22 protein-coding genes and 2 pseudogenes are annotated in these 26466 nt (G+C 62.3%); 15 read left to right on the forward strand and 9 right to left on the reverse strand.

All coding sequences use genetic code 11. The features are described from left to right. Both ACW4E8_RS39875 and ACW4E8_RS39880 read left to right on the forward strand, forming a co-directional pair. A partial coding sequence (locus tag ACW4E8_RS39875) for a SagB family peptide dehydrogenase (protein WP_456809499.1) occupies positions 1–734 on the forward strand: 734 nt, incomplete at its 5' end. Between the two features lie 463 nt (positions 735–1197). Then, positions 1198–1518: pseudogene (locus ACW4E8_RS39880) on the forward strand (MFS transporter); the annotation flags it as partial. Positions 1519–1823: 305 nt separating this feature from the next. Here ACW4E8_RS39880 and ACW4E8_RS39885 read toward each other — a convergent pair. Further along, entirely contained in the window at positions 1824–2153 is a 330-nt protein-coding gene (locus ACW4E8_RS39885) for a hypothetical protein (RefSeq protein WP_456809500.1), read from the reverse strand. A 170-nt stretch (positions 2154–2323) separates the two neighbouring features. Between ACW4E8_RS39885 and ACW4E8_RS39890 the strand changes: the two genes are divergently transcribed. The 8 genes from ACW4E8_RS39890 to ACW4E8_RS39925 all read left to right on the forward strand — a co-directional run bounded on the left by ACW4E8_RS39890 (position 2324) and on the right by ACW4E8_RS39925 (position 12843). Next, positions 2324–3241 carry an EAL domain-containing protein gene (locus ACW4E8_RS39890; RefSeq protein ID WP_456809501.1) on the forward strand — a complete coding sequence of 306 codons (918 nt, stop codon included), beginning with the start codon at positions 2324–2326 and terminating at the stop codon, positions 3239–3241. Between the two features lie 487 nt (positions 3242–3728). Continuing rightward, positions 3729–3857 carry a hypothetical protein gene (locus tag ACW4E8_RS39895; RefSeq protein WP_456809502.1) on the forward strand — a complete coding sequence of 43 codons (129 nt, stop codon included), beginning with the start codon at positions 3729–3731 and terminating at the stop codon, positions 3855–3857. A 123-nt stretch (positions 3858–3980) separates the two neighbouring features. Continuing rightward, on the forward strand, positions 3981–4631 hold the full coding sequence (locus ACW4E8_RS39900) for a lasso peptide biosynthesis B2 protein (protein ID WP_456809503.1): 651 nt from the start codon (positions 3981–3983) through the stop codon (positions 4629–4631). Then, the gene (locus ACW4E8_RS39905; protein WP_456809504.1) at positions 4561–6375 is read left to right on the forward strand and encodes an asparagine synthase-related protein; all 1815 of its coding nucleotides are present in this window, start codon (positions 4561–4563) and stop codon (positions 6373–6375) included. Before ACW4E8_RS39900 ends, ACW4E8_RS39905 begins: the two co-directional genes overlap by 71 nt. A gap of 52 nt (positions 6376–6427) precedes the next feature. Next, the gene (locus tag ACW4E8_RS39910) at positions 6428–8155 is read left to right on the forward strand and encodes an ATP-binding cassette domain-containing protein (protein WP_456809505.1); all 1728 of its coding nucleotides are present in this window, start codon (positions 6428–6430) and stop codon (positions 8153–8155) included. A 51-nt stretch (positions 8156–8206) separates the two neighbouring features. Further along, positions 8207–9391 (forward strand): efflux RND transporter periplasmic adaptor subunit, encoded by a 1185-nt coding sequence (locus ACW4E8_RS39915; RefSeq protein WP_456809506.1) that lies wholly within the window; start codon positions 8207–8209, stop codon positions 9389–9391. A gap of 2 nt (positions 9392–9393) precedes the next feature. Then, positions 9394–11379: a MacB family efflux pump subunit gene (locus ACW4E8_RS39920; protein ID WP_456809507.1), complete on the forward strand. Its 1986-nt coding sequence runs from the start codon at positions 9394–9396 to the stop codon at positions 11377–11379. A gap of 6 nt (positions 11380–11385) precedes the next feature. Next, positions 11386–12843, forward strand: coding sequence for an efflux transporter outer membrane subunit (locus ACW4E8_RS39925; protein ID WP_456809508.1), 1458 nt, complete (start codon positions 11386–11388; stop codon positions 12841–12843). Positions 12844–13737: 894 nt separating this feature from the next. Here the strand turns inward: ACW4E8_RS39925 and ACW4E8_RS39930 are convergent. From ACW4E8_RS39930 to ACW4E8_RS39955, 6 genes and pseudogenes are all read right to left on the reverse strand, one after another. Beyond that, a pseudogene (locus tag ACW4E8_RS39930) lies at positions 13738–14061 on the reverse strand (IS5/IS1182 family transposase); the annotation flags it as partial. 512 nt (positions 14062–14573) lie between these two features. Continuing rightward, a complete protein-coding gene (locus ACW4E8_RS39935; protein ID WP_456809509.1) occupies positions 14574–14927 on the reverse strand; it encodes a hypothetical protein in 354 nt (117 codons plus the stop codon). Positions 14928–14976: 49 nt separating this feature from the next. Continuing rightward, on the reverse strand, positions 14977–15126 hold the full coding sequence (locus tag ACW4E8_RS39940) for a hypothetical protein (protein WP_456809510.1): 150 nt from the start codon (positions 15124–15126) through the stop codon (positions 14977–14979). Next, entirely contained in the window at positions 15126–15686 is a 561-nt protein-coding gene (gene stbB / locus ACW4E8_RS39945; protein ID WP_456809511.1) for a StbB family protein, read from the reverse strand. The genes ACW4E8_RS39940 and stbB overlap by 1 nt, the downstream gene beginning before the upstream one ends. After that, the gene (locus ACW4E8_RS39950) at positions 15683–16126 is read right to left on the reverse strand and encodes a conjugal transfer protein TraD (protein ID WP_456809512.1); all 444 of its coding nucleotides are present in this window, start codon (positions 16124–16126) and stop codon (positions 15683–15685) included. The genes stbB and ACW4E8_RS39950 overlap by 4 nt, the downstream gene beginning before the upstream one ends. Positions 16127–16161: 35 nt before the next feature. Next, positions 16162–16407: a hypothetical protein gene (locus ACW4E8_RS39955; RefSeq protein WP_456809513.1), complete on the reverse strand. Its 246-nt coding sequence runs from the start codon at positions 16405–16407 to the stop codon at positions 16162–16164. A 513-nt stretch (positions 16408–16920) separates the two neighbouring features. On the opposite strand from ACW4E8_RS39955, the gene ACW4E8_RS39960 reads away from it, so the two are divergent. Genes ACW4E8_RS39960 through mobF form a run of 4 tightly spaced genes read left to right on the forward strand, consistent with a single transcriptional unit; the run spans position 16921 to position 22041 of the window. Continuing rightward, complete coding sequence (locus tag ACW4E8_RS39960) at positions 16921–17316, forward strand: conjugal transfer protein TraA (protein WP_456809514.1); 396 nt, start codon at positions 16921–16923, stop codon at positions 17314–17316. Continuing rightward, positions 17316–17486 (forward strand): hypothetical protein, encoded by a 171-nt coding sequence (locus ACW4E8_RS39965; RefSeq protein ID WP_456809515.1) that lies wholly within the window; start codon positions 17316–17318, stop codon positions 17484–17486. The genes ACW4E8_RS39960 and ACW4E8_RS39965 overlap by 1 nt, the downstream gene beginning before the upstream one ends. A gap of 3 nt (positions 17487–17489) precedes the next feature. Then, a complete protein-coding gene (locus ACW4E8_RS39970) occupies positions 17490–19052 on the forward strand; it encodes a type IV secretion system DNA-binding domain-containing protein (RefSeq protein WP_456809516.1) in 1563 nt (520 codons plus the stop codon). A 13-nt stretch (positions 19053–19065) separates the two neighbouring features. Then, positions 19066–22041: a MobF family relaxase gene (gene mobF, locus ACW4E8_RS39975; RefSeq protein ID WP_456809517.1), complete on the forward strand. Its 2976-nt coding sequence runs from the start codon at positions 19066–19068 to the stop codon at positions 22039–22041. A gap of 208 nt (positions 22042–22249) precedes the next feature. Here mobF and ACW4E8_RS39980 read toward each other — a convergent pair whose 3' ends face one another. Together ACW4E8_RS39980 and ACW4E8_RS39985 are read right to left on the reverse strand one after the other, a co-directional pair. Next, positions 22250–23263, reverse strand: a complete 1014-nt coding sequence (locus ACW4E8_RS39980) for a tripartite tricarboxylate transporter substrate binding protein (protein WP_456809518.1) — start codon at positions 23261–23263, stop codon at positions 22250–22252. Next, positions 23263–25212 carry an aconitase family protein gene (locus ACW4E8_RS39985; protein WP_456809519.1) on the reverse strand — a complete coding sequence of 650 codons (1950 nt, stop codon included), beginning with the start codon at positions 25210–25212 and terminating at the stop codon, positions 23263–23265. The genes ACW4E8_RS39980 and ACW4E8_RS39985 overlap by 1 nt, the downstream gene beginning before the upstream one ends. A 106-nt stretch (positions 25213–25318) precedes the next feature. Between ACW4E8_RS39985 and ACW4E8_RS39990 the strand changes: the two genes are divergently transcribed. Further along, positions 25319–26197, forward strand: a complete 879-nt coding sequence (locus ACW4E8_RS39990) for a LysR substrate-binding domain-containing protein (RefSeq protein ID WP_456809520.1) — start codon at positions 25319–25321, stop codon at positions 26195–26197. Positions 26198–26466 lie beyond the last annotated feature (269 nt).

A 26466-nucleotide genomic window follows, 5' to 3' on the forward strand; every position in this document is an offset into this window, starting at 1 on the left:
AAGCGCTTCCGCTTGGCGAAGTCTCAACCGCCCTCTGGGCCACGTTCGGCACGGTGCATGGCGAGACGCGGGAGGACCTCGAAGCGCAAGGGCTGATGCCGATCGGATACCAGCGCACCTCCCCATCCGGAGGCTGCCTTCACCCGAGCGAAGCCTACCTTGTCGCCATGCGGGTATCCGGTCTTGCGCCGGGCATCTATCACTATCGCTCCCATCGACACGAGCTGTCCGTCGTCCAGCAAGGCTTCGCGCCGGATGAGTTGGGGTCGCTACTTTGCGCGCAGACTTTTGCCAATGACCTGTCGTACGGCGTTTTCGTGACATGCCGGTTCGACAAGATGTGGTGGAAGTATCCCCATTCTCGCGCCTATCGTGTCGCACTGCTAGATATCGGCTGCCTGACGCAGACATTCCAGCTTGTCTGCGCTGCCCGCGGCATTCAATCGTGGCCGACGGGTTACTTCATGGATCACGAAATCAACGAGCGGCTCGGCGTCGAAACCGACAGAGAATCCGTCATGTTCTTCCTTGGAGCTGGGAAAGGAAATGGCGCCGTCGCCCGCGAAGCGCTTGACGCCGAGCTCAGAACGGCCGTCGAGCACGCGGCCGAGGGCCGCGTCTCGCAGTCGCTCAAGCACCTCACGCACGTAGAGGAACTGAAAGGGCCAGCCGAACGGCACCGGGCCATCGTCAATGCCTACACCAAGCTCAGCGATCCGCGTAGGCGTGCTTAACCGCATGGCGGCTCTCGCACGCCCGCACTCCGTCCGCGTCGCCTGATTTTCGGATCACAGGAGCCTCTGTGTCTTCAAGTCCGATTTATGCAACAACGCCCGTTCGAAGGGAAAGCGACATACGCGGATTGGATATTTTTCTATTCCCCCGGCATGGCTGTCCCACGGTTTCAACCACTACCGGTCCGCAAGCCGTAGGGATGTGGGCACTTCCGGTTTCCGGTGGCCCATTCCGGTCGTTCGCCTGAGCGCGGGTGGCGACGTCGGCAAAGCTCGCCTTGATCTCTCGAGGCAGGCCGGCAGCCTGCCGCAAGGCTTCGCCCTTGCTGCCGTGGAGACTCATGTTCCTACATGTGACAGACACCCCGATAGCCCGGTCGGCGTCACGGTGCCAGTCAATGTCAATTTGAAATCATTAGGTTAACCGATGCGGCGGATTCTTTACGAATCCCGGCCACCCCTCTTCACCGGCATTCTGCTGTCCCCGCTGCTGTCGCCTCACGCACAGTTGTGGTTGATCGGCCCCAGCGCCATCGGCTTCGACCTGGGCGCGCAGACCACCCTCGTCGCGCACCAGAGCATCGTCTATGGCATCGAACCCGGCGCCCGCAGCCGCCTAAATGCCGTGCTGTTCGTCAGCATGTTCACGGGCATGACCATCGGCGCCGGGCTGGGCAGCCTGGCCCTGGCGGCTTTCGGCTGGATCGGCGTGTCCGCCATGGCGACCGTCTCCGCGCTGGCTGCGCTTGCCGTGCGGCTGATGCCGCTGCGCGGTCAGCGGTGACAAGCGGGCCACCGGCTCGAATCGCCATGGCCTGCGCGGCTGGAGATGTCACTACGCTACCCTCGTCGCCCACGGCGATATCCCCTAATGACCTGCCCCCCCGACAGGCACCGGCACGTTGATGGCACCAGGACCAAGCTTGCAGGGCCCACGGTGCCTCACTCCGCGCGTATGGCAGGGAAAATCGGCGCCATGAAATGCGGCGGTGTCGCAGATTGCTCAATCCAGCACAAAGCCGGCACCACCATCCACGACCAGCACATGCCCGGGCTGGGGTTCCATGAGAGCCCTTCCGACTTGGTTCGCTACGACCCGGAATAAAGCGAGCGCTCCTTCGACTGCCGATCAGACGACAACATCCATTTTGCAATATGCAAGCGAATCTGCCGGCAAGCCTGGCATTCCCGTTTCAGAAAGAAAAAAACCGGCTCCAGTTGCCGCCACCCTCTTCTTGATCCAGCGGAGGTAGCGAGCATATATTTGCGTGTTTCCACAACAAATTCGACCGTCCAGAATCCGTCGCGATCACAACGGATGTCGACTTCATAATCGCACTGCAGTACGCCGAGTAATCGATTCAGGTCGGGCACAGTGATGAGCGCCTCGGCAAGCGCCGCAGAAGAGCTTGAAGACATGGGATACCTCATTAGATCCAGACACGGCGCTGTCTAAGTCAAGAGCCGCGTCAAGGTCAAAACTGGAGCGCGACGGATACCCCCCGCCGTTCGGCCTGGGCGGCGACACCATGACCCTGATCCCGCCCTGATCAGACTGGTTCGCAGCACGCAGCCCACGCGCTCCCTGCATGGAACGTAGAAGTCTACCCGCCCCTGCGTCAGCCTTCGTCCTCGAAGAAGTCGGCCTCCTTCACACCCGGGCCACGGTCCGCGATGTGCACCACCACCTGTTTCGGGTCGCCGCAAACCGACTGGCTGCCCGACCTCATCCGAATCGTATCGACGGGCTGCTCGGCGCCTGGACCGGCAGAGAATCTGTCATGTTCCTTCCTGGAGCCCAAAAGGAACCGCCCCCTTCTCCCTGGCTCTCCCCGGAAGTGCTTAGTCCGCTACGGGAGGTCGCGGCGAGGAGCTTTGCCGTAGCCGAAGACAACGGCGTCGCTCTGCCGCTCACGAGGCACCTGTTCCGCCTGATACAACGCGACCTGCAACTGCTGTCGCTACCGCCCGCCTTTCATATCGGAGTCAACATCACTGCGGACCATCTGGCCAGCCCCGACATGATCGCGGACGTACATCGCTTGCAGCAAGGACTTCGTGCCTTGTCGCCAAGATTGGTTCTCGAAATCACGGAACGCAAAGTAGTTCCCGACACCGACCTTGTACAGAAGAACATGCCGGCACTGCGCACGGCTGGTGTGCAATTCGCGACCGACGACTTCGGCACCGGGCACAGTTCGCTGGCCTACCTGGAAAGGTTCTCGGTCGACTACATAAAGATCGATCGCGGCTTTGTCTCCGCGATAGGCACGGACGCCGTCAATGCCCCGGTGCTGGAGTTGATCATCGCCCTGGGTGCCCGCCTTGGCGTCACCCTGATAGCAGAGGGGATTGAGACCGAGACACAGGCGGCCTACTTGCGCGGCAAGGGCGTGAAGTATGCGCAAGGCTTCCTGTTTGCCCGCCCCATGAGCGCGGAAGCGCTGCGGTCGTGGATCGACAACCCCGCAACCGGCGATCGCTCGCGCGAGATGGGCCGCCTGTAGCAACACGCGAGGTGCCCGCGGACCCACCGGCATCCAAGAATCGATCGATGCCTTGCAACTGGTGGCTACAAGGCACACCATCTTCAGACCTCTTCGCGTATCGCCATTGGCCGCGCTCCGACGTGGTTCTCTGCCACGCCTCCTGACGCGAGCGTTCGTCTCACTGCGCGTGGATCCCGATGCACCCGATCTTCGGCACGCGAATCACAGGATTGCCATCTCAAATTCATATCTTCATTTTCTTCATCGCTTCCCATATCCGGATCTCATAAATAGATTTTGCAATACAAAGAAGACGAAAAAACATCGTAATATTCAACACACGCTCATTCCCGGAAATTGGCATATTGAATCCGGAAAATATGCATTGCGTGCCTCCGATTTCATTCATATTCTTCAGACGTCTCTCAGCCAGCAAGGAGCAGATAAATGATCTAGGACGATCCGCCACTTCATCCCGATACTCATCAACCTAAAGGAAATCAGCATGCACCCCAATCACGACATCATTGAATTCCTGAAGTCGGACGACTTCGAAACAGCCAATGCGACGGACAGCACGCAAGGAAGAGCCGGCGGAGCGATCCTGGAGATCGGTGCGTGGGTCTACAAGTAATCCTCGCCTAAGAACGGTGCCCATCCGGGCACCGGCCCGGCGGGCAGGACACGGTATGGCGCACCGTTTGAGACGATAACCCGGCGACGCGGAGGCATGCCGCCATGAAACCGACGAAATGGTATGAACGAGAACATTCGCTTTGCGTGGTTCGAAGATCAGCTGATCGCGCTGAATATCGCCGACGACACCTATACGATTCTCTCCGCCGAGCAATCCGACAGGCTGCGCAAGCATGTCACGGATGGCCGCGCCAACATGGCGCGCGATGCCATATGCAGAATGGCGCCAGAAAGTGCGTCGGCCCGGTCGATCATCGCCGGTGTTCGGCGCAGCTACACCGGTGTCTCGCAGAACCGCTGGGACTTGACGAGCCGCGATGTCTCCTTTTCAGTTGGCGCGGGGCTTGTCGCGCGCGCCTTGATGGCGCTGCACGCCGTGCATCGGTGCTGCGCCACAGAGCGCCTGGGCGGACTGATGCGCCTGATAGAACAAGAACGGGAACGTCGGCACCGGAAGCCAAGGCGGGACGTCTATGACCTCGTCAGGTCGCTGAATGCCGCCTGCATGCTGTATCACAGGAAAACAAAGTGCCTCGAATGGGCTGGCGCCTTGCTCCTCGTTGGCTTTCGACACGGGTTCGATCTGCGCCTTGTGGTCGGCGTGCAGAACCGTCCTTTCTATGCCCATGCCTGGGCCGAGCATGAAGGACGGATCGTCGGCGATGAGCCAGGCTTGCGCAATCAGCTTGCTGTCATTCTCGAGATCAACTGAGAGCCGGATCGCCATGGTATTTGCGATACTCCAGCCCGATGTCCCGCGAGCAGCCGGCAAACGCACGCCGGGACGGCATGCCTGGTCTGACGCCCATGGGCACATCGCCGATTTCTACTCGTCGGCACACGCCGATGCGTCGACACTCGGTGAGAACCCCGAAGCATCGTGGGCTATCGCCGGACAGATATTCTCCGGCGACAGCGGATTGCCCGCATCGGCTGCCGAAGTCGTGCAGGTCATCCTGCGAGCGCCCGAGGAGGTGAGCCGGCGGTTCTGGGGCCCCTACTTTGTCGTCGTCTACCACAAGCTCCGGAACCGCTTCCTGATCCTCACCGACCCTTGCGGCCAGCATCCGGTGTTCTATCGGCTCGCCGCCGATGGCACCTTGCACGTCGGCAACCGGATCACCGATTTTCCAGTGCTGGGTGCCGCAGCGCGCGAGCCGGATATCCATTTTCTGCACCAGTTTCTTGTCCATGGATGTGGTGACCCAACGAGAACCGGGTGGAGCGGTATTTCACTGCTACCGCCCGGACAGGCCTTGTGCTGGACACGTGCTGCCGCACCGGAACGCTTTCGCGCGTGGTCACCTTGGCGCTGGGGGCCGCAGGCCGATAACCGGGGGTTCGTGGACTTGCTGACGATGGTCCACCGGTCGATGTTGCGTGACCGGGATGCCATCGTTCTTGAGCTTTCCGGTGGTATCGACTCCACGTCGCTGGCGGTGGCATTGCGGCGGGCGAACCTGCACCGGCGGACAATCGCGATCACGCACTTCGATCCGATGCGGGCGTCTTCCAACGAGGTGTCGATCGCCAGGAGTGTCGCGAGATCCTGCGACATCGAGCACAGGACGTACCCGCTACTGGCGCGGTTGCCGTTTTCTTCCGTCGACCGCTTGCCGGCCGTCGCCCGCCCAGCCACGAACCTTTGCTTCCTCGCGCGCGAGGCCGACATGGCGCGACTGGGCTTTCGCGGCAAGGACAGCGTGATACTGAACGGCCACGGCGGCGATTCGCTGTACCTCGCGCCTCCACCGTTCTCCATACTCGTCGACGCAGTGTCCGGCCTGCGCGTGGTGCGGGCCGCGTCCGCGCTGGCAGCGCTTTCGATCCAGTACCGTCTGCCGATCTGGAGCGTGCTCAGGTTTGCGGCAGACGAGGCATCCGCGTATCTGCGAGGCCCGTTCACGCAGAAGGCGCAGGCATTGGCGGCGGGGAAGGAATGCGAGCCACCGGCCGCGGGCTTGTACGACGACGTCCTGCCAGGCATCTCGCTGCGGATGAAACCCGGGAGGCGCCATCAGATGGCAGCGCTGGCCGCGATCCTCGATGACGCGCTGGTGGAACCCTACGCGGCGCACAGCCGACCCGTCATGCCGTTCCTGTCGCAGCCGATCGTGGAACATGCGCTGCGAACAAGACTCGAAGAGACGTTCTCCGCCGACTACAATCGACTGAACGTGCGACAAGCTGTCTATCGTGTGTCGGGATTGCAGAATCTCTGGCGAAGGGACAAGGGCGACATCATGCACGCGGCCCTTCGCGGCATCAAGGCGAACCATGCGCACATTCGGGAAACCTGCCTCGACGGCTGGTGTGCATCCGCAGGGTTCATCGACGTCGACGGCATGGAAAAGATCATCAAGCGGACGGCACTGGGGTATCCGACAGGCCTGATGGAGATCACCCGAATCTATGCCGCGGAAATGTTCGTGCGCGGCCTTGGCGGCAATACATGAAGGAACGGCTCCGCATGACCGCCGCGTGAAGACAATAGCTCTGGGAAGAACGATGCGATTCGCTGCCGCACTTTGCAAGGACTGGATATTTGCCTACAAGATCACGCTTGGCGGATATCGGGCACTACCCCTCCATTTTCTTGGCGCCACCCTGTTCGTCGCGTTTGTAGCAGGACTTTCCACGCTGGTTCCGTACCTCTTGAGAGAGACAACTAATGCGCTCTCGATGGATGGCGCGCGTCAGGCCGGGGGTTACGCGGTCCTGTTCGCCGGTGCTTACGGACTTGCCTGGACTACGGCCCACGCATTCGAATGGGTGAAAAACATGCTTTCCGCAGCCATGCTCGCAAGATGCGACGCGGCATTCCATCATGCCCTGTTTGCCAATCTCATCCGTGCGGACTATGCGCGCCTTACGGAAGAAGATCCCGGCAAGCTCGTTTCGGTCATTGCACGAAGCCGGGAGGCCTTCAGCGCCATCACGTTCACGGTGTTCTGGGTCATCGTTCCCACCGTCATCCAGCTCCTTCTCTCGAGCGCCGTATTGTGGCGGCTGGCCGATGGCACGGTCGCGCTCACATTTGTTGTTTCGATGGCCACGCTCTTTGCCGCCACCTGGTTTCTCGCGAGCAAGAGCAAGACCGCCCACGAGGAGATCTTCACTGGTGCGGATATGCTGTCGAGCCATCTTGTCGAGAAGCTCGGCTTCCTGTTCGACATCAAGCTCAACAATGCATATCTCAGGGAAGATGCGGCGCTGCAGCGGATTCTCAACGTGTACGTCCGCAAGCTGTCGCGCGGCAATGCGCGCCTCGCACTCCTGCTCGCCGCCCAGGCGGTCTGCACCGGCCTGTTGCTCACCATCTTTGCCGTCACTACGGCCCAGGGCGTGACCCGATCGGCATTGCAGGTTGGCGATTTCGTCATGATCGTCGCCTATGTCGTCGCGCTGGCGATGCCATTCACCGCACTGGCAGGCTCGCTGTCCGACTTGCGCCGCAATCATCTCGCGCTGCGCGAGGGTTTCGGCATCCTGGACCTGCCGCCCGAACGGCGTGAATCCGGCAAACACTTCGACCTCTCGGCGCCCGAAGTCTATCGCCTCGAGCACGTGGAGGTGACGCACGGCGGAAAGCAGATCCTGCGCAACGTGAACATGACGATCAAACGCGACGAGCTTGTCGTGCTCACTGGTCCGTCCGGCGCGGGGAAATCGAGCCTGGCAAGCCTGATGCTCGGACTTGCGTGCCCCACGGCGGGAACGGTATCCCTCTACGGCGCAGATGTCGGGGAGATGTCCGTCAGCGACATCGCACGCGAGATCGCCGTCGCCCCGCAAGCGCCCATGATCCTGACCGGAACGCTCAGGGCGAATCTGGTCTACGGCTGCGACAGCCCGCAGTCAGACGCATCCCTGCACGACCTCGTTGCGTTGCTGGAACTGGAGGAACTCGCCAGTGAGGAGCACGGAAACGTGCTCGATCGGGAATTGGGAGTCCAGGGACAGGCACTGTCGGGCGGGGAACGCCAGCGTGTCGCGCTCGGCCGGGCGCTCGCGCGCCGTCCGTCCGTCGTCATTCTCGACGAGCCAACCTCATCGCTTGACGCTGCGCGCGAGGCACGAATCTTCGCGCGTATCCGGGAACGTGTGCCAACGCTGATCGTGATTACGCACCGTCATCTGCTGCTCCAATGGGCGGATCGTGCATATCGGATCGATAACGGCCATGTTCATGAGTACGCCGGAAAGCCCGGCCTTCGCGAGCCGGCAGATTCCTGACTCGCGGGTTTCACTGCAGCGCAGGCGCGCGCGCCCGGCGCACACCACTCCATGAGGAAAACCTCTCGCTCCTGGCGCCACGCGGCCGCCGGCCTCGTCGCCGTGCTCACGACCGCCACACTCGCCTGGTACTGGCTCGCGCCAGACAAGCAGCCCCGGTACCTGACCGCAACGGTCGAGCGCGGTGACATTGAAAGCGCCGTGCTCGCGATAGGCACGCTACAGGCGTCCAAGCAGGTCGACGTCGGCGCGCAGGTCACCGGCCAGATCCAGTCGCTGAAGGTCGAGCTGGGCGACAAGGTCAAGAAAGGACAATGGCTCGCACAGATCGACCCGGTGCTTCCGCTGAATGAGCTGCGCCAGAAGAAGATCCACGAGCAGGACCTCATTGCGAGGAAGCTGGCGACGGCCGCGCGGCTCGCGCAAGCCGACCTCAAGCTCCGCCGTCAGCGGCAGATGCTGGCGGACGATGCAACCTCGCGGGAGACTTACGAAACCGCGCAGACGGAGCGCGACGTGCAGCACGCCGAACTCGCCTCGCTCGACGCGCAGATCCGCACGGCCCGCATCCAGATCGAGACCGCGCAGGCCAGCCTCGGCTACACGCGGATCGTCGCGCCGATAGACGGCGAAGTCGTCGCGATCGTCACGCAGGAAGGCCAGACCGTGATCTCGAATCAGCAGGCGCCGGTGATCCTGAAGCTTGCCGAGCTCGATACGATGACCGTAAAGGCGCAGATATCCGAGGCCGACGTGAGCCGCGTGCATCCCGGCCAGACGGCATACTTCACGATTCTCGGCGAACCGGACAAGCGCTACTACGGCAAGCTGCGCGCGATCGAGCCCGCGCCGCACAACTTTTCCGACATGCCGAGTGGCCCTTCCGGCGGCGTGGGCGGCGGCTCGTCCAAGCCGAGTACCGCCGTGTTCTACAACGCGCTGTTCGAGGTGCCGAATCCCGCCCACCGGCTGCGCATCGCGATGACCGCGCAGGTTGGTGCGCTCCTCGGCACGGCGCGCCAGGTACTCCTCATTCCGGTCGCCGCACTCGGCGCGAAGGCACCTGACGGCCGCCACACCGTGCGCGTGCTCGGCGCCGACGGCAAGGTCGTCACGCGCCAGGTCCGCGCCGGGCTGAACAACAACGTGAAGGTCGAGGTGCGCGACGGGCTGAAATCCGGCGAGCAGATCGTGATCGGCGAGGCGGCCGGCACTGCCTCCGACCCGGGATCCTGACAATGCAGCAGCCGTTGTTGCAGCTCACCGGCGTGACGCGCCGCTTTCCCGCCGGCGACCGGGACGTGGTCGTGCTGAAGGACGTCAATCTGTCTATCGACGCGGGCGAGATCGTTGCGATCGTCGGCGCATCAGGTTCCGGCAAGTCGACATTGATGAACATCCTCGGCTGCCTGGACCACCCCAGCGCGGGCAGCTACCGCGTTGGCGGCCGCGAGACCCGCGACCTCCACACGGATGCGCTTGCGCAACTGCGGCGCGAGCGTTTCGGCTTCATCTTCCAGCGCTACCACTTGCTGCCACATGCCGATGCGACGGCGAACGTCGAGATGCCGGCCATATACGCGGGCAGCGCGCAGGGCGTCCGGCGCGCGCGCGCGGGACGCCTGCTCGCGCGCCTCGGGCTCGGAGACCGCGCCGGGTACCGGCCGGGGCAGTTGTCCGGCGGACAGCAGCAGCGGGTCAGCATCGCACGCGCGCTGATGAACGGCGGCGAAGTGATCCTCGCCGACGAGCCGACAGGCGCGCTCGATTCGAGAAGCGGCCGGAACGTGATCGGAATCCTTCGCGAGCTGAACGCGCTGGGTCATACGGTCATCATCGTCACACATGACGAGCATGTGGCGGCGCATGCACGCCGCATCGTCGAAATCCGCGACGGGGAGATCGTCGCGGACCGCCCGAATACCCCTGCCGCGGACCCGGGGGACGCCGCCGCACGTGCGAGCGGATCGGGCGCGCATGACCTCGATCGGGTCCCCCTGCCTTCGCCACCCCGGCACCCGGCGGGCGCCGGCCGTTTCGCCGAGGCATTCCGAATGGCATGGCTCGCGCACATGTCGCACCGGCTGCGCACGATCCTGACCATGCTCGGCATCACCATCGGCATCACGTCCGTGGTATCGATGATCGCGATCGGCGAAGGTGCGAAACGCTATGTGCTCGACGAGATCGCCAGCATCGGCACTAACACGATCGACATCCACCCGGGCCGCGACTGGGGAGACAACCAGGCGGACAAGATCCAGACGCTCGTGCCCGCCGACGTGGCCGCACTCGCCGAGCAGCACTACATCGACGGCGCAACGCCCGAGACGTCGCGCAATCTGCTGCTGCGCTACCGGAACATCGACGCCAACGCGCTCGTGAGCGGCGTCGGCGACAGATTCTTCCGGGTGCGCGGCATGGCGCTCGCGCAGGGCATCGGCTTCGGGTCCGACACCCTGCGCACCCAGGCGCAGGTCGCGGTGATCGACCAGAATACGCGCCGCAAACTGTTCGGCGCGAACACGAGCCCGCTCGGTGCAGTGATCCTCGTCGACAACGTGCCGTGCGTGGTGATCGGCGTGACAGCGGACAAGAAGCAGGCGTTCGGCGACACCAAGAGCCTGAACGTATGGGTCCCGTATACGACCGCGAGCAATCGGCTGTTCGGCCAACACCATCTCGACAAGATCACCGTGCGGGTGCGCGACGGCCAGCCAAGCGAGGTGGCCGAGAACAGCCTCGTGAAGCTGATGACGCAGCGCCACGGCCGCAAGGACTTCTTCACCTACAACTGGGACAGCGTCGCCAGGACGAATGAGAAGATCGGCCAGTCGATCACGCTGCTGCTGTCGCTGATCGGCGTGATCTCGCTCGTCGTCGGCGGCATCGGCGTGATGAACATCATGCTGGTGTCGGTCACCGAGCGTACGCGCGAGATCGGCATCCGGATGGCGGTCGGCGCACGGCAGAGCGACATCATGCAGCAGTTCCTCGTCGAAGCCGTGCTGGTATGCCTGATAGGCGGCATCGTCGGGCTCGCGCTGTCATTCGGTGTAGGCTTTGTTTTTTCGCTGTTCGTCTCCAAATGGAGCATGATGTTCTCCGTCAGTTCGATCGTCGCGGCGTTCCTGTGTTCGACGCTGATCGGCGTCGCCTTCGGCTTCCTGCCCGCGCGCAATGCCGCAAGGCTCGATCCCATCGACGCGCTCGCACGCGATTGAGGTGATGTGGCGATGAACCCCATTTCGACCGCCACCCGCCACCTGCTCGCACTCGCGTGCGCTGCCGAACTGCTTGCCGGCTGCGCGAACGCGCGGCACCAGCCGTTGCCCGCTGTGAACCTGCCCGCGCAATGGACGGCTTACGACGTGGACGGTACGGCTCTCGCTTCTCCGGGTGCATCCGCGCCCTCCGATGCCGCGCCGATCCCGGCAGAATGGTGGCGCAGCTTCGGCGATCCGGTGCTCGACCAGCTGATTGCCGATGCGCTCACTGTCAACAGCGACCTCGCCGTGGCCGCGATCCGCGTCTACCGCGCACAACTCGAGGCGGGACTGGTTGCGACCAGGATGACGCCGGGAGTGACTCTTGGCGCGACTGGCTCGAGCCCGTTCGGTGCACGCCAGACCGGGCGCACGATCAGCTTCACCGGCGCGTTGAACTACGAGCTCGACCTGTGGGGCAAACTTGCGGCGCAACGCGACGCAGCGCGCTGGAGTGCTGGCGCGACGCAAGCTGACCGCGACGCGATACGGCTTTCGCTGATCGGCAAGACGGCCGGGGCGTACTGGCGGCTCGGTCTGCTTAACCAGCAGATCGCGCTCGGCAACGAGAATATCGCGGGCGCGGAACGTGCGCTTGCGTTGGTACGCACGCAGCATGCGGCGGGCACGGTATCGGGGCTCGACGTCGCGCAGGCCGAGCTGAACGTATCCACGCAGCGCGCGAACCAGGCGCGGCTGGTCCAGCAACGCACCGAGCAGCGGCACGCACTGGCGATCTTGTTCAACCGGCCTCCGCAAGCGCTGGCCGCCGAACCCGCCTCTCTGCCCGACCAACCGCCGCCAGCAGTGCCGGCGGGCCTGCCCGCCGACCTGCTGAGCCGCCGCCCGGATCTGCGCGAAGCCGAACTCCAGCTGCGCGCGTCGCTCGCGAACGTCGATGCGACGCGTACCAGCTTCTACCCGTCGTTCACGCTGACCGGTTCGGCCGGCATATCGAGCGTGAGCCTCGCGGGCGTGCTGTCGAATCCGGTCGCGACACTCAGCCTCGCGTTGCCGTTCATCCAGTGGAACGTCATGCAGTTGCAGATCAAAGTGTCGCAAACGCGATATGAAGAAGCCGCTGTCAACTTCCGCCAGAAACTGTACGCCGCGCTCGGCGAGGTCGAAGATGCGCTATCCGCGCGCGTGCAACTCGAACGCGAAGGCGAACAGGGCGCGCAAGCGCTGGTCCTGGCGCAGCGCGCGGAAGCGCTTGCGCGAGCGCGTTTCATCGCCGGCGCGACCGGCGTGCAGCAGTGGCTCGACCAGCAGCAGCGGCGGCGCGATGCGCAGCTGGCCAACGCGCAAAACCGGTTGGAGCGGCTCAACAACCGTATGAAGCTATACCAGGCGCTCGGCGGCGGCGATCAGTGGCCGGATTCCGACGACAAACAAAGTACGGGTCCACATTCCGTGTCATGAGCAATTCGAATGTGCACCCGCCAGCCACGCTCGTTGGGCACAACAGGCGCCTCCTTATTCGACGGCACCGTTTCATTGAAGCGTATTAACGCAGCTTGCTCGAGCCTTGCCGGGCTTGGCTGCCCGCGCGTAGCGCTGCAAGCCTGAAACGACAGGCACTGCCGGTGCAACAGCCGGAAGCATGCAGCCTGCATGGATATCTCTTGGTCCCCCTTATTAACCAAATTCCTTGATATCCCCTTTTTTGCTCGTCATCGGCGACGTGCTCATCCGGCCCGGCGGCATTGCCTTTGGGCATTTTCGCGTTGAGGACGTACGGTATTTCGTCGCGCAGGTTATCCCGCGAAAAGATCCAGGAACCCGCGTGTAGTCTCACTTCGCGACTGCTGCGGCAGTGCGCCTGCACGAAGGCTAGCACGGGGTCGAGTTGGCGCCAGCGCCGTATCGCTCCGCGTATGGTTGCGAGTGTATATTGCCGGCCTTCAATCGCAAAATTGATCACCCAGGAACCACTGTGGTCACAATGAATATCCGTGTAATACGGGCATCGAAGACAGCGAATCAGGCGATCAAGCTCGGCAACGGTGATCAACTCGTCCTGGGTAATTCGACAACGGAGTCTGCGGATGTTTGTGGAGATTGCATATTCGCGGCGCGAAGGTCGACATCCTGGCAGCGTTTCCCGTTTCAATCCTCGGCGCGGGCACGTTCATGACGGTGAAACACATGGGGGATGGAAGAGTTGATTGGGAAAGAAATTTGTTCTTATCTAATTTTTATTAGTGTTCGCCACCGCGATTCTTTCGCCTAGAATTATCGACACCCGAACCGCTGCAAAGAGGCGTTGTTGCATAAATCGGACTTGAAGACACAGAGGCTCCTGTGATCCGAAAATCAGGCGACACGGACGGAGTGCGGGCGTGCGAGAGCCGCCATGCGGTTAAGCACGCCTACGCGGATCGCCACTTCTGTTGCTTGCGAGCCGATGCCACGCGCCCACAGGCAATTGCCCGTGAGCGTCTTGAGCCGGTACATCAGGTTCTCCACCAGCGAGCGGCAGTTGTAACCGCAGCCCTTCTTCCATTCCTCTCGCCCGTTTTGCGCAATGGCGTCGATGGCCTCGTTGCGCCACTGCGCGCCGGGCGTTCTCTCAGACCAAGGCGCAGCACCTTCGCGCGGTGGGATCGACGGTTGCGCCCCGCGGGCTTCGATTTGAGCGGGGCGAAGTTGGAACGGCTGATGCTGTTCAATTGCCGGAAGCTGGCCGAATTACCCGGGCTGGACGTGCAGGACCGTCTGCGGGACTTTTTCGCCTCGCGCGTAGCGCTTGACCTGAATGCCTTGCGTGACCGGGATTGGTCCCCTCTACTCGTTCTGTCCGCCTGTTTTCGGGCAGCATGAAATGGAACGATGACGCCAGGGTCCGCCTGGCTGCACGTGGATTGGGCGAGAAGGGTAGCCTCTGGCCATAATTTACCTTTCTCGGCGGTCGCACGCCCTAGCGCCTGCCCAACTCAACGGAGCAGTGATGGATACCCCTAATCTCATCCTTCCGCGCTGCTTCCCCGTTTGTTGATTTCGTTTGATAGAAATTGTCAACAGGCTCTAGCAGGAACTGAGCAGCGATACGAAGCCGAGCGCCGAGTAGTCGCCTCCAGGCCTAACCGACTGCCCCGTCTGACCTTCTAGGCCGCTGCGTGATTGCGTCATTCATTTGACAGCGGACATTTTCATGCCCCGGCCAACCTAGCGCCAATGAACCCGCCCACGGCCCCGGCCACGAACGCGAATCCAGCCAGCAGCAGCACGAACCGACGCGCCTTGCCCTCAAGCGCCGCATTCGCGGCGACGAGCTGCGCCGCGCCCGTGTTGAGCTGATTCCCGATCAGCGCGGCCGCGTGCCGGCCCGCCTCCGTCAGCTTTCCCGATTGCTGGTCAATCAGCGACTCGAGGTTAAGCCTGGCCGCGAGGAACGCTTTCCCGGCAGCGTCCTTCGTAGCTTGCTCGATCTTCGTGGCCAGTCCTTCGTCTGCCTGCTCGACACGACGCACCATGGCGTCCACGTCTTGCAGTAGCTCGGCCATGAGCGCTTCTCGGGCAGTCGATACGTTGTTACCGCTCATTGCTGCCCCGTTACTTGAACAGCGCCTTGAACACGCCTTCAAGGTTTCTGTGCGCCGACTTGGCCAGCCGCTGCGCCGAGATCATGCTTACCGCGTGCGCCTTGCCGGCTTCATCCTTGGCCTCGCGCAGCATGGCACGGTAGTCGGTTTCGTCGGCCATCACTTCCGCGACGTCTTTTTCAGCGGCCGCAGCCGCTCGAAGATCTCGTTGCTGAACAGCACGGCATCCGGGCGCAGCGTAAAACCTTTGTGCGTGTCGTGGTAGCCGAACACCGGGCCAAACAACCGCGGTAGGTCGCCGGCATCATCCACATCAACTTTGTTGAACACCACGCGGATCTTCCTGGCAGGCACGCCCAGGCTGGCCAGCGTCCTGATGGTGTTTACGGTGTCCGCTTGCTGCTTTTTCTCGCTCACCACAGGCACGACGTAGTAATCGAATTCCTCGTGTGACCCCTCGAACTGGCCCATCAGCTTGACAAATTCCTCGACGTTGGAGGCGCCAATATCCACGATGGCGGAATCTAGCTCCATCAACTCTTCCTGCAGGCTTCCGAACTCCTTGCCCTTGAGACGCTCCACGTCGGCGGCGTTATCTGACGCGCCGGCGTTGATCGTCTCGACGGCAAACTCTGGCGCGTTCATGCGCGGCGCGAGCAGTTGCTTGGCCAAGGTGGTCTTACCCACGTTCCCGCTGAAATTGATGATGGCAACTTTCATGGTTTGCGGCTCCTTCGGTTTTTCTTCGCAATGCGTTCGTAATACGCCATTTCCTCGGCCTGCTTGGCCGGGTCGGGTTTCATCAAGCGGTCAAGCTCCAGCATCGAGATTGGTCCGCGTGACACGGGTGTCTCAGGTGAATCCGTTTCATACGAATCAGATTCACCGGCCTGGACCGATGCAGGGGGCGCGGCCGCCCGTTGGCTGACAGGCCCCTGCCGCCCAACGGGCTTGCGCTTCTTCCGGTATTGGTACAGATAGGTATTCAGTGTCGCTTTGGTCAGATCGATCCCGCTGTCTTGCAGGATCTTTAGAATGTCCACGATCCGTACGCCGGCGGCGATCCGCTCTTCAATCACGGGCATCACCTCCCGCACCCTCGCCGCCTTGGTCTTCGGCTCTAGCGCCCTCAAGGCTTGTTCCAGATGGCTATTAGGCATTTCTACACCAACTTTGCATCCTATGCGCATCCCGCCTACTCTCTGCCGGGCTTGCGCTTCTTCTTCCGGTGTTGGTAGAGATAACTTCTAAGCGTCGCCTCGCTCAGGTCGATCCCGCCATCTTGCAGGGCCTTCGCAATGTCCGCGATCCGCACACCGGCGGCGATCCGCTCTTCTATCACGGGCATCACTTCCCGCACCCTCGCTACCTTGGTTTTCGGCTCCAGCGCCGTCAAAGCTTTTGCCAGATCGCCATTCGGCATATTGCCCTCCATTTGCATCCCGTTCGCATCCTGCCAATCTTATGGACATCTGATTCCAGCCAAATTTCCATCTGATATCGCGATACATCGAGTTTAGGACAGCGGTATGCCATGAAAGTTCATCTTAGATCCTTCTAATGCAAATCTTAGATCCGCCAAATTTAAATATTGACTCTGTCTTACGTGAGCATTAATTCCGTCTTATACAAATCCTACTTGAGCATTCCATGTCTGGATCATAGCCACCCTAGGCGCATTCGATTTGCATCCTTTGCGCATCCAACCCGCCTACGCCTTCGGCTTATTGATCGGTACGCCCTTAACACCTTGGAGGTTTTGGTCCTTAACAGGTCCAAAACCTCAATACACATCACGCACCCCCAAAGGGGGTACAAAACCCTTTTGAAATCAGGCATTTAGCCATATTTCCACGAAAATAGATGCTATAGTTTTTCTATAGGAACTTCCCGGAATGCCGCATGTCTCCTAGGTTTATGCCTATAGATTTTTCTATAGATGGACAAATCACAGATGAGCAGCGGTAAACCCATCCCTGTTTGGTACTCGGAAGAGGATCGCCGCCGGGTCGAAGAAGCGGCCGCACTGGCCGGCTACAAGCACTTGTCGAAGTACATCCGAGACAGATCACTCGGCCGTGGCGGCTATCTAGAAGCTGGCCGCGACAGCACGCAGACATGGGCCGACCGACAAGAGCTTGTCGGTCGGCTGGCTGAGATCGAGCGCAGTCACAAGGCATCGCATGCGCTGCTGGCGATGCTGCTGTTTCTCGCGCGCAAGAAGGCGACCACGGGCGAATTCAACGAGTTGGTTCTCGCATGCGAAAGCGCCGGCGTACCAGCCGACGTGCTGGCCACCACGTTGCCCGAGCTGGCCGCGCTACTGACCCGCTTTACGGAGGATTCGTAATGTCACAGACCACCAGCAAGATCGAGGCCGAAGTCAATGCCGTCATCGTGGCGCCGACGGCGAGTCACTGGCCCAAGGTCGCGCTTGCCTTGCGCCGCGGCTGCGTTGATGCGGCCCATGATGCCGAGCTGTTGCGTCGCGCCTGCAATGCTGTTCTCGGGAGGGTGTGAGCGATGCAGAAACACGAAGTCGAAAATGCCACGATGATGTCCGGCGTCGGCCTGCCGATAGCCGGCTGGCTGGCCGGCGCATACACCGGCAGCGTACCGCTGTCGCCGTTCCCGCAAGCTCTCACTGAAGCGCTGCACGTTACGCCGCATAACCCCTTCATCGTGAGCGGCGTCGTTGTCGGATTAGGGCTGGCCGCAAGCGCGGCGTTCCTGCTCCATGAGTACTGCGACGATGGTTTCAGGGGGGCGCCGTATCGCCGCTGGATGCGCGGCTCGCGCATGGCGAACTGGTACCGCGTAAAGAGCCTGGTCAACGCGGCCAATCGCCGCGAGAATCACCGCCGGCGCGAGGAAGAAAAGGAAGCCAAGGACTTGGCCCCCATCATGATCGGCCGCATGCCTATGCCGATCCACCTTGAAAACCGTAACACGCTGATTTGCGCGTCCGTGGGCGCGGGCAAATCCGTGGCGATGGAGAGCATGATTTCGGCAGCCGTGAAGCGGCGCGACAAGATGGCCGTGATCGACCCGAACGGGACGTTCTACTCGAAATTCAGCTTTCCCGGCGACACGATTCTCAATCCGTTTGACCGTCGCTCGTCAGGCTGGTCGCTGTTCAACGAGCTTAAGGGCGTGCATGACTTCGACCGGATGGCGAAGAGCGTCATCCCGCCACAGGCCGATCCGGGCGATGAGCAGTGGTGCGCCTACGCCCGCGACGTACTGGCCGACACCATGCGCAAGCTGGTCGAGACGAACAACCCCGACCAAGACAAACTTGTGAACCTGTTGGTGCGCGAGGAAGGCGAGGTCATCCGCGCATTCCTTGCGAACACCGATTCGCAAGGCTACTTCCGAGAGAACGCGGAGAAAGCCATTGCGTCGATCCAGTTCATGATGAACAAGTACGTGCGGCCGCTGCGGTTCATGACCAAGGGCGATTTCTCGCTGCACAAGTGGGTGCATGACCCCAACGCTGGCAACTTGTTCATCACGTGGCGCGAGGACATGCGGGCGGCCCAGCGCCCGCTTGTGGCAACCTGGATCGACACGATTTGCGCCACGATTTTGAGCTACGAGCCGATGACCGGCTCCCGGTTGTGGCTGTTCCTCGATGAGCTGGAATCGCTCGGCAAGCTCGAATCGTTCGTGCCGGCCGCGACCAAGGGGCGCAAGCATGGGCTGCGCATGGTCGGCAGCATTCAGGATTGGGCGCAGCTCGATGAGACCTACGGCAAGGACGCGGCCAAAACTCTGCTCGCGTGCTTCCGGAACTACCTCATCTTCGGCGCGTCGAATGCCCTCAACGCGGACAAGGCGAGCGAGATCCTCGGGAAACAGCACGTCGAGCGTATCCAGGTCACGACGAATGCCGGTAGCGGCGGAGGTGGCAGCAGCCGGCATGTTGTTGCCAGCCCGCCCGAGCCGGTCGTGCTCGACTCGGAAATCTCGAACCTCAAGGACTTGCATGGCTACGTGATGTTTGCCGAAGACTTCCCTATCGCCAAGATCACTGTGCCATACGTGAAGCACCCCCACCGCGCAACGGCTATCGAGATCAAGTGACGGAGGGCCGGCCATGCTCAACGTGACGCCGATTCGCGGCAACAACCAGTACGCGGCCGCGCACTACTTCTCGACGGCCGACGACTACTATGCCAAGGAAAATCCCGGCGAATGGCAGGGCGAAGGCGCGCAGGCGCTTGGCCTGGCCGGGCCGGTCGAACAGGCGCAGCTCTCGCGGCTGCTGGATGGCCAGCTCCCGAACGGCGAGCGCATTCAGACCACGTTCGACCCGATCGACAACAAGAAGCGTATGGGACTGGACCTGACGTTTTCGGCCCCGAAATCGGTTTCGATGCAGGCGCTTGTCGCTGGCGACAAGGACGTGACCGCAGCGCACGACCGCGCCGTCACGCGGGCGCTTGACCAGGTCGAGCGGCTGGCCGAGGCCCGCAAGAAGGTCAAGGGCAAGAGCTACCGCGAGCGCACCGGAAACATGGTCATCGGCAAGTTCCGGCACGAGATGAGCCGGGCGAAAGACCCACAGCTACACACGCATTCGGTCGTGCTCAACATGACGCGGCGCTCCGATGGCGCTTGGCGAGCCTTGTCGAACGAGGACATTTTCCGCGTGCAGCACGAGGTTGACGCGCTGTACAAGGCCGAGCTGGCGAAGGGCTTGCAGGCGCTTGGCTATTCGATTCGGCTTGTCGACGACAAGGGCAATTTTGAGCTGTCCCACATCAGCCGCGACCAGATCGAGGCATTTTCGGCGCGTAGCCGCGTCATCGAGGAAGCGCTTGCCAACGAGGGAAAGACGCGGGCGACGGCTACCACGCTCGAAAAACAGATCATTTCGCTGGCGACGCGGCCGCGCAAGGACGAGTCCGACCGGGCAATCGTCAAGCAATACTGGATCGAGAAAAGCCGCGAACTTGGTATCGACTACGGCCCGTGCTCGCAGCTCGACAGGCGCATCTACGCGACTGGCGACAGCGGCGGTCGCAGTGACCGGGATCGGGGCGACGCTGGCGACAGGATCGCTGCCACCAGCCTGCCGGCGAGCCTCACGCCAGCGCAAGCCGTCGTCCAGTATGCAATCAACCACTTGACCGAGCGGGAGGCCGTTGTCCGCGAAACCGCCCTCACCACCACGGCGTTGCGCCGCGCGGTCGGGCTGGCCGGCCCGGACGAGGTGCGCGCCGAGATCAAGCGTCTTGTTGGCCAAGGCACGTTGATAGAGGCCATGCCGGCCTACCGCATGGCCGACCGGAATGACGGCCCTGCCCTGTCGGCGCCCGGCTGGAGAAGCTACCTACGGGAGCTCAAAGGCTGGACTGACAAGCAGGCGCACCAGTACGTCGGCAATGCCATCAAACACGGTTCGCTAGTGCCGGCCGAGAAGCGCTACACGACACAGAAGGCACTCAAGCGTGAAAAGGCGATTCTCGCCATCGAGCGCACGGGTCGCGGCCAGGTCGCGCCGATCTTGGCGGGCGCCGCCGTCAAGACGGCACTCGAAGACTCCACGCTGAACGCCGGCCAGCGTTGCGCCGTAGAAGCCATCGTCAGCACGAGTAACCGGTTCGTCGGCATCCAGGGCGATGCCGGCACCGGCAAGACATACACCGTCAATCAGGCCGTCGCGCTGGTCAAGCAAGCGTCGGATATGGGCGACGGCTATCGGACGGTCGCGCTCGCGCCCTATGGCAACCAGGTCAAGGCGCTCAGAAGCGAGGGGTTGCAAGCGCACACGCTCGCGAGCTTTCTACGCACCAAGGACAAGCCGATCGACGGCAAGACCATCATCGTATTGGACGAATCCGGCGTGGTCGGGTCGCGCCAGATGGAACAGATCATGCGGATTGTCGAGAACGCCGGCGCTCGCATGGTGTTGATTGGTGATACCAAACAAACCGAGGCCATCGAGGCCGGCAAGCCATTCGCGCAGCTACAGCACGACGGCATGCAGACGGCCCGCATCAGCGAGATACAACGGCAGAAAGAACCCGAGCTGAGAACGGCCGTCGAGCACGCGGCCGAGGGCCGCGTCTCGCAATCGCTCAAGCACCTCACGCACGTAGAGGAACTGAAAGAGCCAGCCGAACGGCACCGGGCCATCGTCAATGCCTACACCAAGCTCAGCGAACCGGAGCGACGCGAGACGTTGATCGTCGCCGGCACGAACGAGGCCCGCCGCGAGATCAACCGAATGGTGCGCGAGGCTCTGGATTTGACCGGCAAGGGGAGCGAGTTCGAGACATTGACCCGCGTAGACATGACGCAGGCACAACGCCGGTTTGCGCCAAGCTATCAGCCAGGCATGGTGATCCAGCCGGAGAAGGATTACCAGAAAGCTGGCCTCGTGCGAGGCGAAACCTACCGCGTCAAGGAAGCATTACCCGGCAATGCGCTGCTCCTGCAGCGTTCGGACGGCACCACCACCACGATCAACCCGCGCAAAGCGACGCAGCTCAGCGTGTACCACCTTGAGCGCGCCGAGCTGGCCGTCGGTGACACGATACGGATCAACCGCAACGACCCCGGCCGCGACCTCACCAACGGCGACCGCATGCGCGTCGCCGGCGTGATTGGCGGCATGGTCAGGCTCGAATCGGTCGAGCACAAGGATGGACGGCCGGTGCGCTCGCTTGAGCTGCTGGCAAACAAGCCGCTGCACCTCGAACATGCCTATGCGTCCACAGTCCACAGCTCGCAGGGCCTGACCAACGACCGGGCGCTGATCGCCCTCGATACCAGGAGCCGCACGACATCGATGAATCTCTACTATGTCGCTATCAGCCGCGCACGGTATGAAGCCCGCATCTATACGAACTCGCTCACAGAGCTGCCGGCCGCCATCGCCCGGCGCTTCAACAAGAGCACGGCGCTGGCAATTCAGCGTGAACGGCAATTGCAGCGCCGCAATGCCGCTCTACAGCCCAAAGGCACGGCTGACGGCAAGCAATCGCTACAGCGTCAGCAGCTCGAACTGCGGCGCATACAGCCGGCAAGCGGCAAGAAGCCGAAGGAGTACGGCCGCGTTGGCTAAGCGGCCGTCTAGTAGGCTGCTGAAGCACTCCCCGTCAGAAGGGAAGCTCGGACGGCCGCAACCGGCCATGACAAGTCGTAGCTCCATGCCTTCGCTCGGACATTCGAACGTCGGGTCCACCCAGGCAATGGACTCTCATTCGCCCACGGCGGCGCGGCCATTGCGTTTTCTCCTACTGATGGCGTGAGCGTCGTCAGCGGCGGCACCTTCAATCCAGCGTCACACCGGCTTTGCGGACTAGTACTGCATAGTGCGCCTGCTCGCGCCCGAAGAGCGCTGCCGCCGCCTGCGGCGTGGTGGGGCGGAGGATGTTTTCCTGCTCGGCCATGGCCTTCTTCACCTCTGGTGAAGTCCACGCAGCCACGATGTCGTCGTGCAGTCGCTTCACTTGCGCGGGGGCGAGCCCGGCGGGGCCGATCGCGGCGAGCCAGCCGCCCACGGTCACGTTGAGGCCCTGCTCCTGGAGCGTGGGGATGTTCGCCAGCGAAGGCACCCGCGCGGCGCCCGTCGCTGCCACCGCACGCAAGGTCCCGGCCTTGAGGTGCGGCTGCACAGCGGCCACGGCCAGCACACCGAAATCGACCTGCCCGCCGATCAGGTCGGTAATCATCGCACCCACCCCCTTGTAGGGAATGTGGCGTGCCTTCAGCCCGGCTCCTTCCAGGAACATCTCCGAAGCAAGGTGAAGAATCGTGCCGTTGCCGGAGGAGGCGAAGTTGTAATGGTCGGGTTTCGCCTTGATCAGGGCAACTAGTTCCTTGGCGTTTGCGGCTGGCAGCCGCTTGGGATTGACCACGAGCAAGAACGGCGTTTCGGCCAGTATCGCGATCGGCGTGATGTCCTTCAGGCTGTCATACGGCATCTTCTTGTAGACGGCCGGATTGACTACGTGGTTGTTCGAGACAAAGGCAATCGTGTTGCCGTCCGGCGCAGCTTTGACAAGCTGTTGCGTGCCAATGATGCCGCCGGAACCCGGAAGGTTCTCCACCACCACCGGGCGCCCCAACGACTTGCTCATCGCGCGCTGCGCGGAGCGGACCATCACGTCCTGTCCCGAGCCGGCACTCGCGGGAACGATGACGCGCAAGGGCGTGCCCTGCGCTGACACATGCGTCGGCAACGCGACCAGAGCCGCTGCAGCGGCCAGGCCGCCGATGAAGTGACGCCGACTGATCGATGACATGCTTGTCTCCTGAAATTTTGTCGTTTTGTGGCGCCGCATTACTGATCAAACGAGGCGCGTAATTGCCCGAAGCTCGTGATGCGACCGGCGACGGCACTTGCCGCCACCGTGGCCGGGCTCGCCAGCCACACCTTCCCGGGACCGGAACGGCCTGGGAAATTGCGGTTAATGGAACTGATGGTGACCTGATCGGTTCGCTCGGAAACGCCTGGTCCGGCATTGACACACGCGCCGCAGCCCGGCTCGATCAGTTCCACACCAGCCCGCGTGAACACGTCAAGCATGCCCTGCTGCATGCAGAAGTTGCGCACGTCCTGGCTGCCGAACTGGAGGATGAAGCGCACTCCGGGTGCCACCTTCATGCCACGTTCGACAGCCCAGGCCAGCACTTCATGGCAGTGGCGCAGGTCCTCACGCTTTCCACCCGTGCACGAACCGCCATAGGCGATGTCGACGCGTACAGCTTCGTCCAGTTCGGCAATGCTCAAGCCGCTACCGGGGTCGCCGGGCCGGGCTAGCATCGGCTGCAGCGCTGCGCAGTCGATCTCGATCGTGTGCGCGACCTCGGCATCCTCGTCGCTGCGCATCCAGGACTCGATCTGGAAATCAATGCCACGGCGTTCGCTCAGGAAGCGGCGTGTCTCCTCGTCGGGCGCGACGAGGCCCGTGATGCCCCCCATTTCCGCCACCATGTTCGTCAACGTGGCGCGCTCATCGGTCGGCAATCCGACCAAGGCCTCGCCGGTGTACTCGAAGACTTGCCCGATTGCGTGGCCGTCGCGGATGTAAGGCGTGCGTAGCAGGTGGAGGGCGATGTCCTTGGCTTCGACGCCGATGGGCAGGCGACCAGTCAGCCGGACTCGACAGGTCCTGGGTACCCGCATCGGGACCTCGCCTGTCATCCAGGCAGCAGCCATTTCAGTGGAGCCTGCACCGAATGCAAACGCGCCGAGCGCGCCGCAGTGCGGCGTATGCGAGTCGGTGCCGATGGCCACCTGCCCAGGCAGAACGTAGCGCTCGGCCATGATCGAGTGGCTGATGCCCTCGGAGCCCTCGCGGTCTTGCAGGAAGCCGTGCAGCTTCAGGCCGTGCTGCTCGCAAAAGCGCTGCTGCACTTTCGCCATGGCTTGCGCCAGATCGAGCAAGCCCAGCTTGCGGCGCTCGGGCGGCATGCTGCGATGGATGAAGGTCAGATGGTCCGAGAAGAAGACGATCGAGGTTGGGTCGTGGAGCACCACCTGGCCAGCCATTTCACGCTCCAGGGCGACGATGGCGAGCGGTGAGCTGTATTCATGCGCATAGCGCCAGTCGACCCTCGCGAACACGGGATCACCGGGGCGAACCGGCTGGCCACCGCTGGCGCGGGCAATGATCTTCTCCGCGTAGGTCATTGGCCTCGGTCCGCTGGACCAGGCCGCAGGTGCCCAGCCCTGCTTGCGTGCCCGCATCAGGTTGAACAGTCCGCCCCGGCGGATCAGTTCGGCAGTCAGTTCATCCTGACCACGGGTGAACTCCTCGATCGGAATGGACTCGCCGCGGCGAATGCGGTCGATCAGGCCGAAATCGGTGGAGGTCAGGATGCCGAGGTTGCGGCAATTCTGGCGGTAGATCCGTTCGAAGCTCTCTGCGATGACGAGGCGGATTCCTGCGCACCACTCGGCATAGGGGCTGGCTTCGCGGGAGGACCCTTTGCCATAGCGCCGCCCTGCGACCGTGACGGCGAAGCCGCCTGCCCTGACGCTGCCAGCGGTAACCGGAAGGGCTTCGCCGCACTTCAGGCCAAGGTAGGGAAACTGGCCCAGTTGTTCGTCGTAGTGGTAACAGATCCAGGCCGGGGTGATCTCGTCGGTGGAGACGTCCGTGCGTAACGGCAGCGCCTCTTCGAGTGAAACCTCCTGGCCGGCAAGCTGCCGCTTCACGACTTGGGCATCCTGTGACAGGAAGAGAATGCGGCCGTTGAAGCGCAGGCGGTGGGGAAGCGTGGACAACTGCGCTCTCCTTTCATAAGTTAAAGTACTGTTACTCGCCTGGTATTTTTGTTGCCGCGCTCCTTTTCTACAAGTTAGCGCTCCTGAGACGTTATAAGTTCAGCTAATGTCATCCCTTCCGCTCACAGCCTTGCGCGCGTTCGAGAAAGTCGCCGAACACCTCAGCTTCACCCGCGCCGCCGAGGCGCTGCATGTCTCGCAGAGCGCGGTCAGCCAACAGGTGTCCCAGCTTGAAGAACGCGTAGGCAAGCGCCTGGTGGAACGCAGCGGCCGGACCTTGCGGCTCACGCCACATGGGGAGTTGCTGGCTGCCGCTTGCCAGCGCAGTTTCACTGCGCTGGAACGGGTGCTGCAGCAGATTTCGCGCGGCGGCAGTCAGGCATTGCAGTTCAAGGTGCCACCCACGTTCGCGATGAAGTGGCTGATGCCTCGGCTGCCTGGGTTTCAGGTACTCCACCCGCAGCTTGAATTGCGTATCAACACCAGCGTGCAACCCGTGGACTTCGAGTCCGAGGATGTCGACATCGCGATGCAGCGTTCAGCGGCGCCGGATCCAGGGCTACATGCCATCTCCGTCATGGATGAAACCGGAATCCTGGTTTGCTCGCCAAGGCTATGGGGCAAGCGCAAACCGCGGCTGATCGAACTGGAGTCAATGACCCTGCTTCACAGCGCCAACCGTCCTGAGGACTGGCCGCTCTGGCTCAGGCTCATGGAGGTGCCGGACTTGCAGCCAGCAAACCAGATCGAATTCAGTTTCTCGCTGTTGATGTACCAGGCCGCACTCGAGGGTCTGGGTGTCTGCATTGCGCAGCCGGAATTCGTGGGAGAAGATCTCGCGTCGGGCCGACTCATCGCACCGTTCCCTGAGATCGTTTCGACGGGAAGAAAGCACTTCCTCGTCTGTCCGGAGCGGCGGCGTCACGATCCCGCTGTCGCGCGCTTTTTCTCGTGGGTACAGTCGGGGGCAAGAGCCATTCCGTAAACATGATCTTTGCCCATGGACCATGAAGTGCAAATGCCTCTGACCCTTCTGCTCCGCTGCACGACCTCAAACAATCGCGAGATTTCTATGAATCCGTGCTCGGGTTCCGCGCTATTGAATCGGCAGAGGCCGCTTCTTGACCATTTCAGCCGTTCGACTTTGAATGGACGAATGACGGAGAAGGGTCGAATACGGCCCGCTATCTATTGCAGCAGGTCAGTTCCGCTCGTTCAAATCGTGTCGCAAGGCCAGGCAGGCGCCCGCTCAAG

It is taken from the genome of Cupriavidus sp. CP313, from assembly GCF_054072015.1.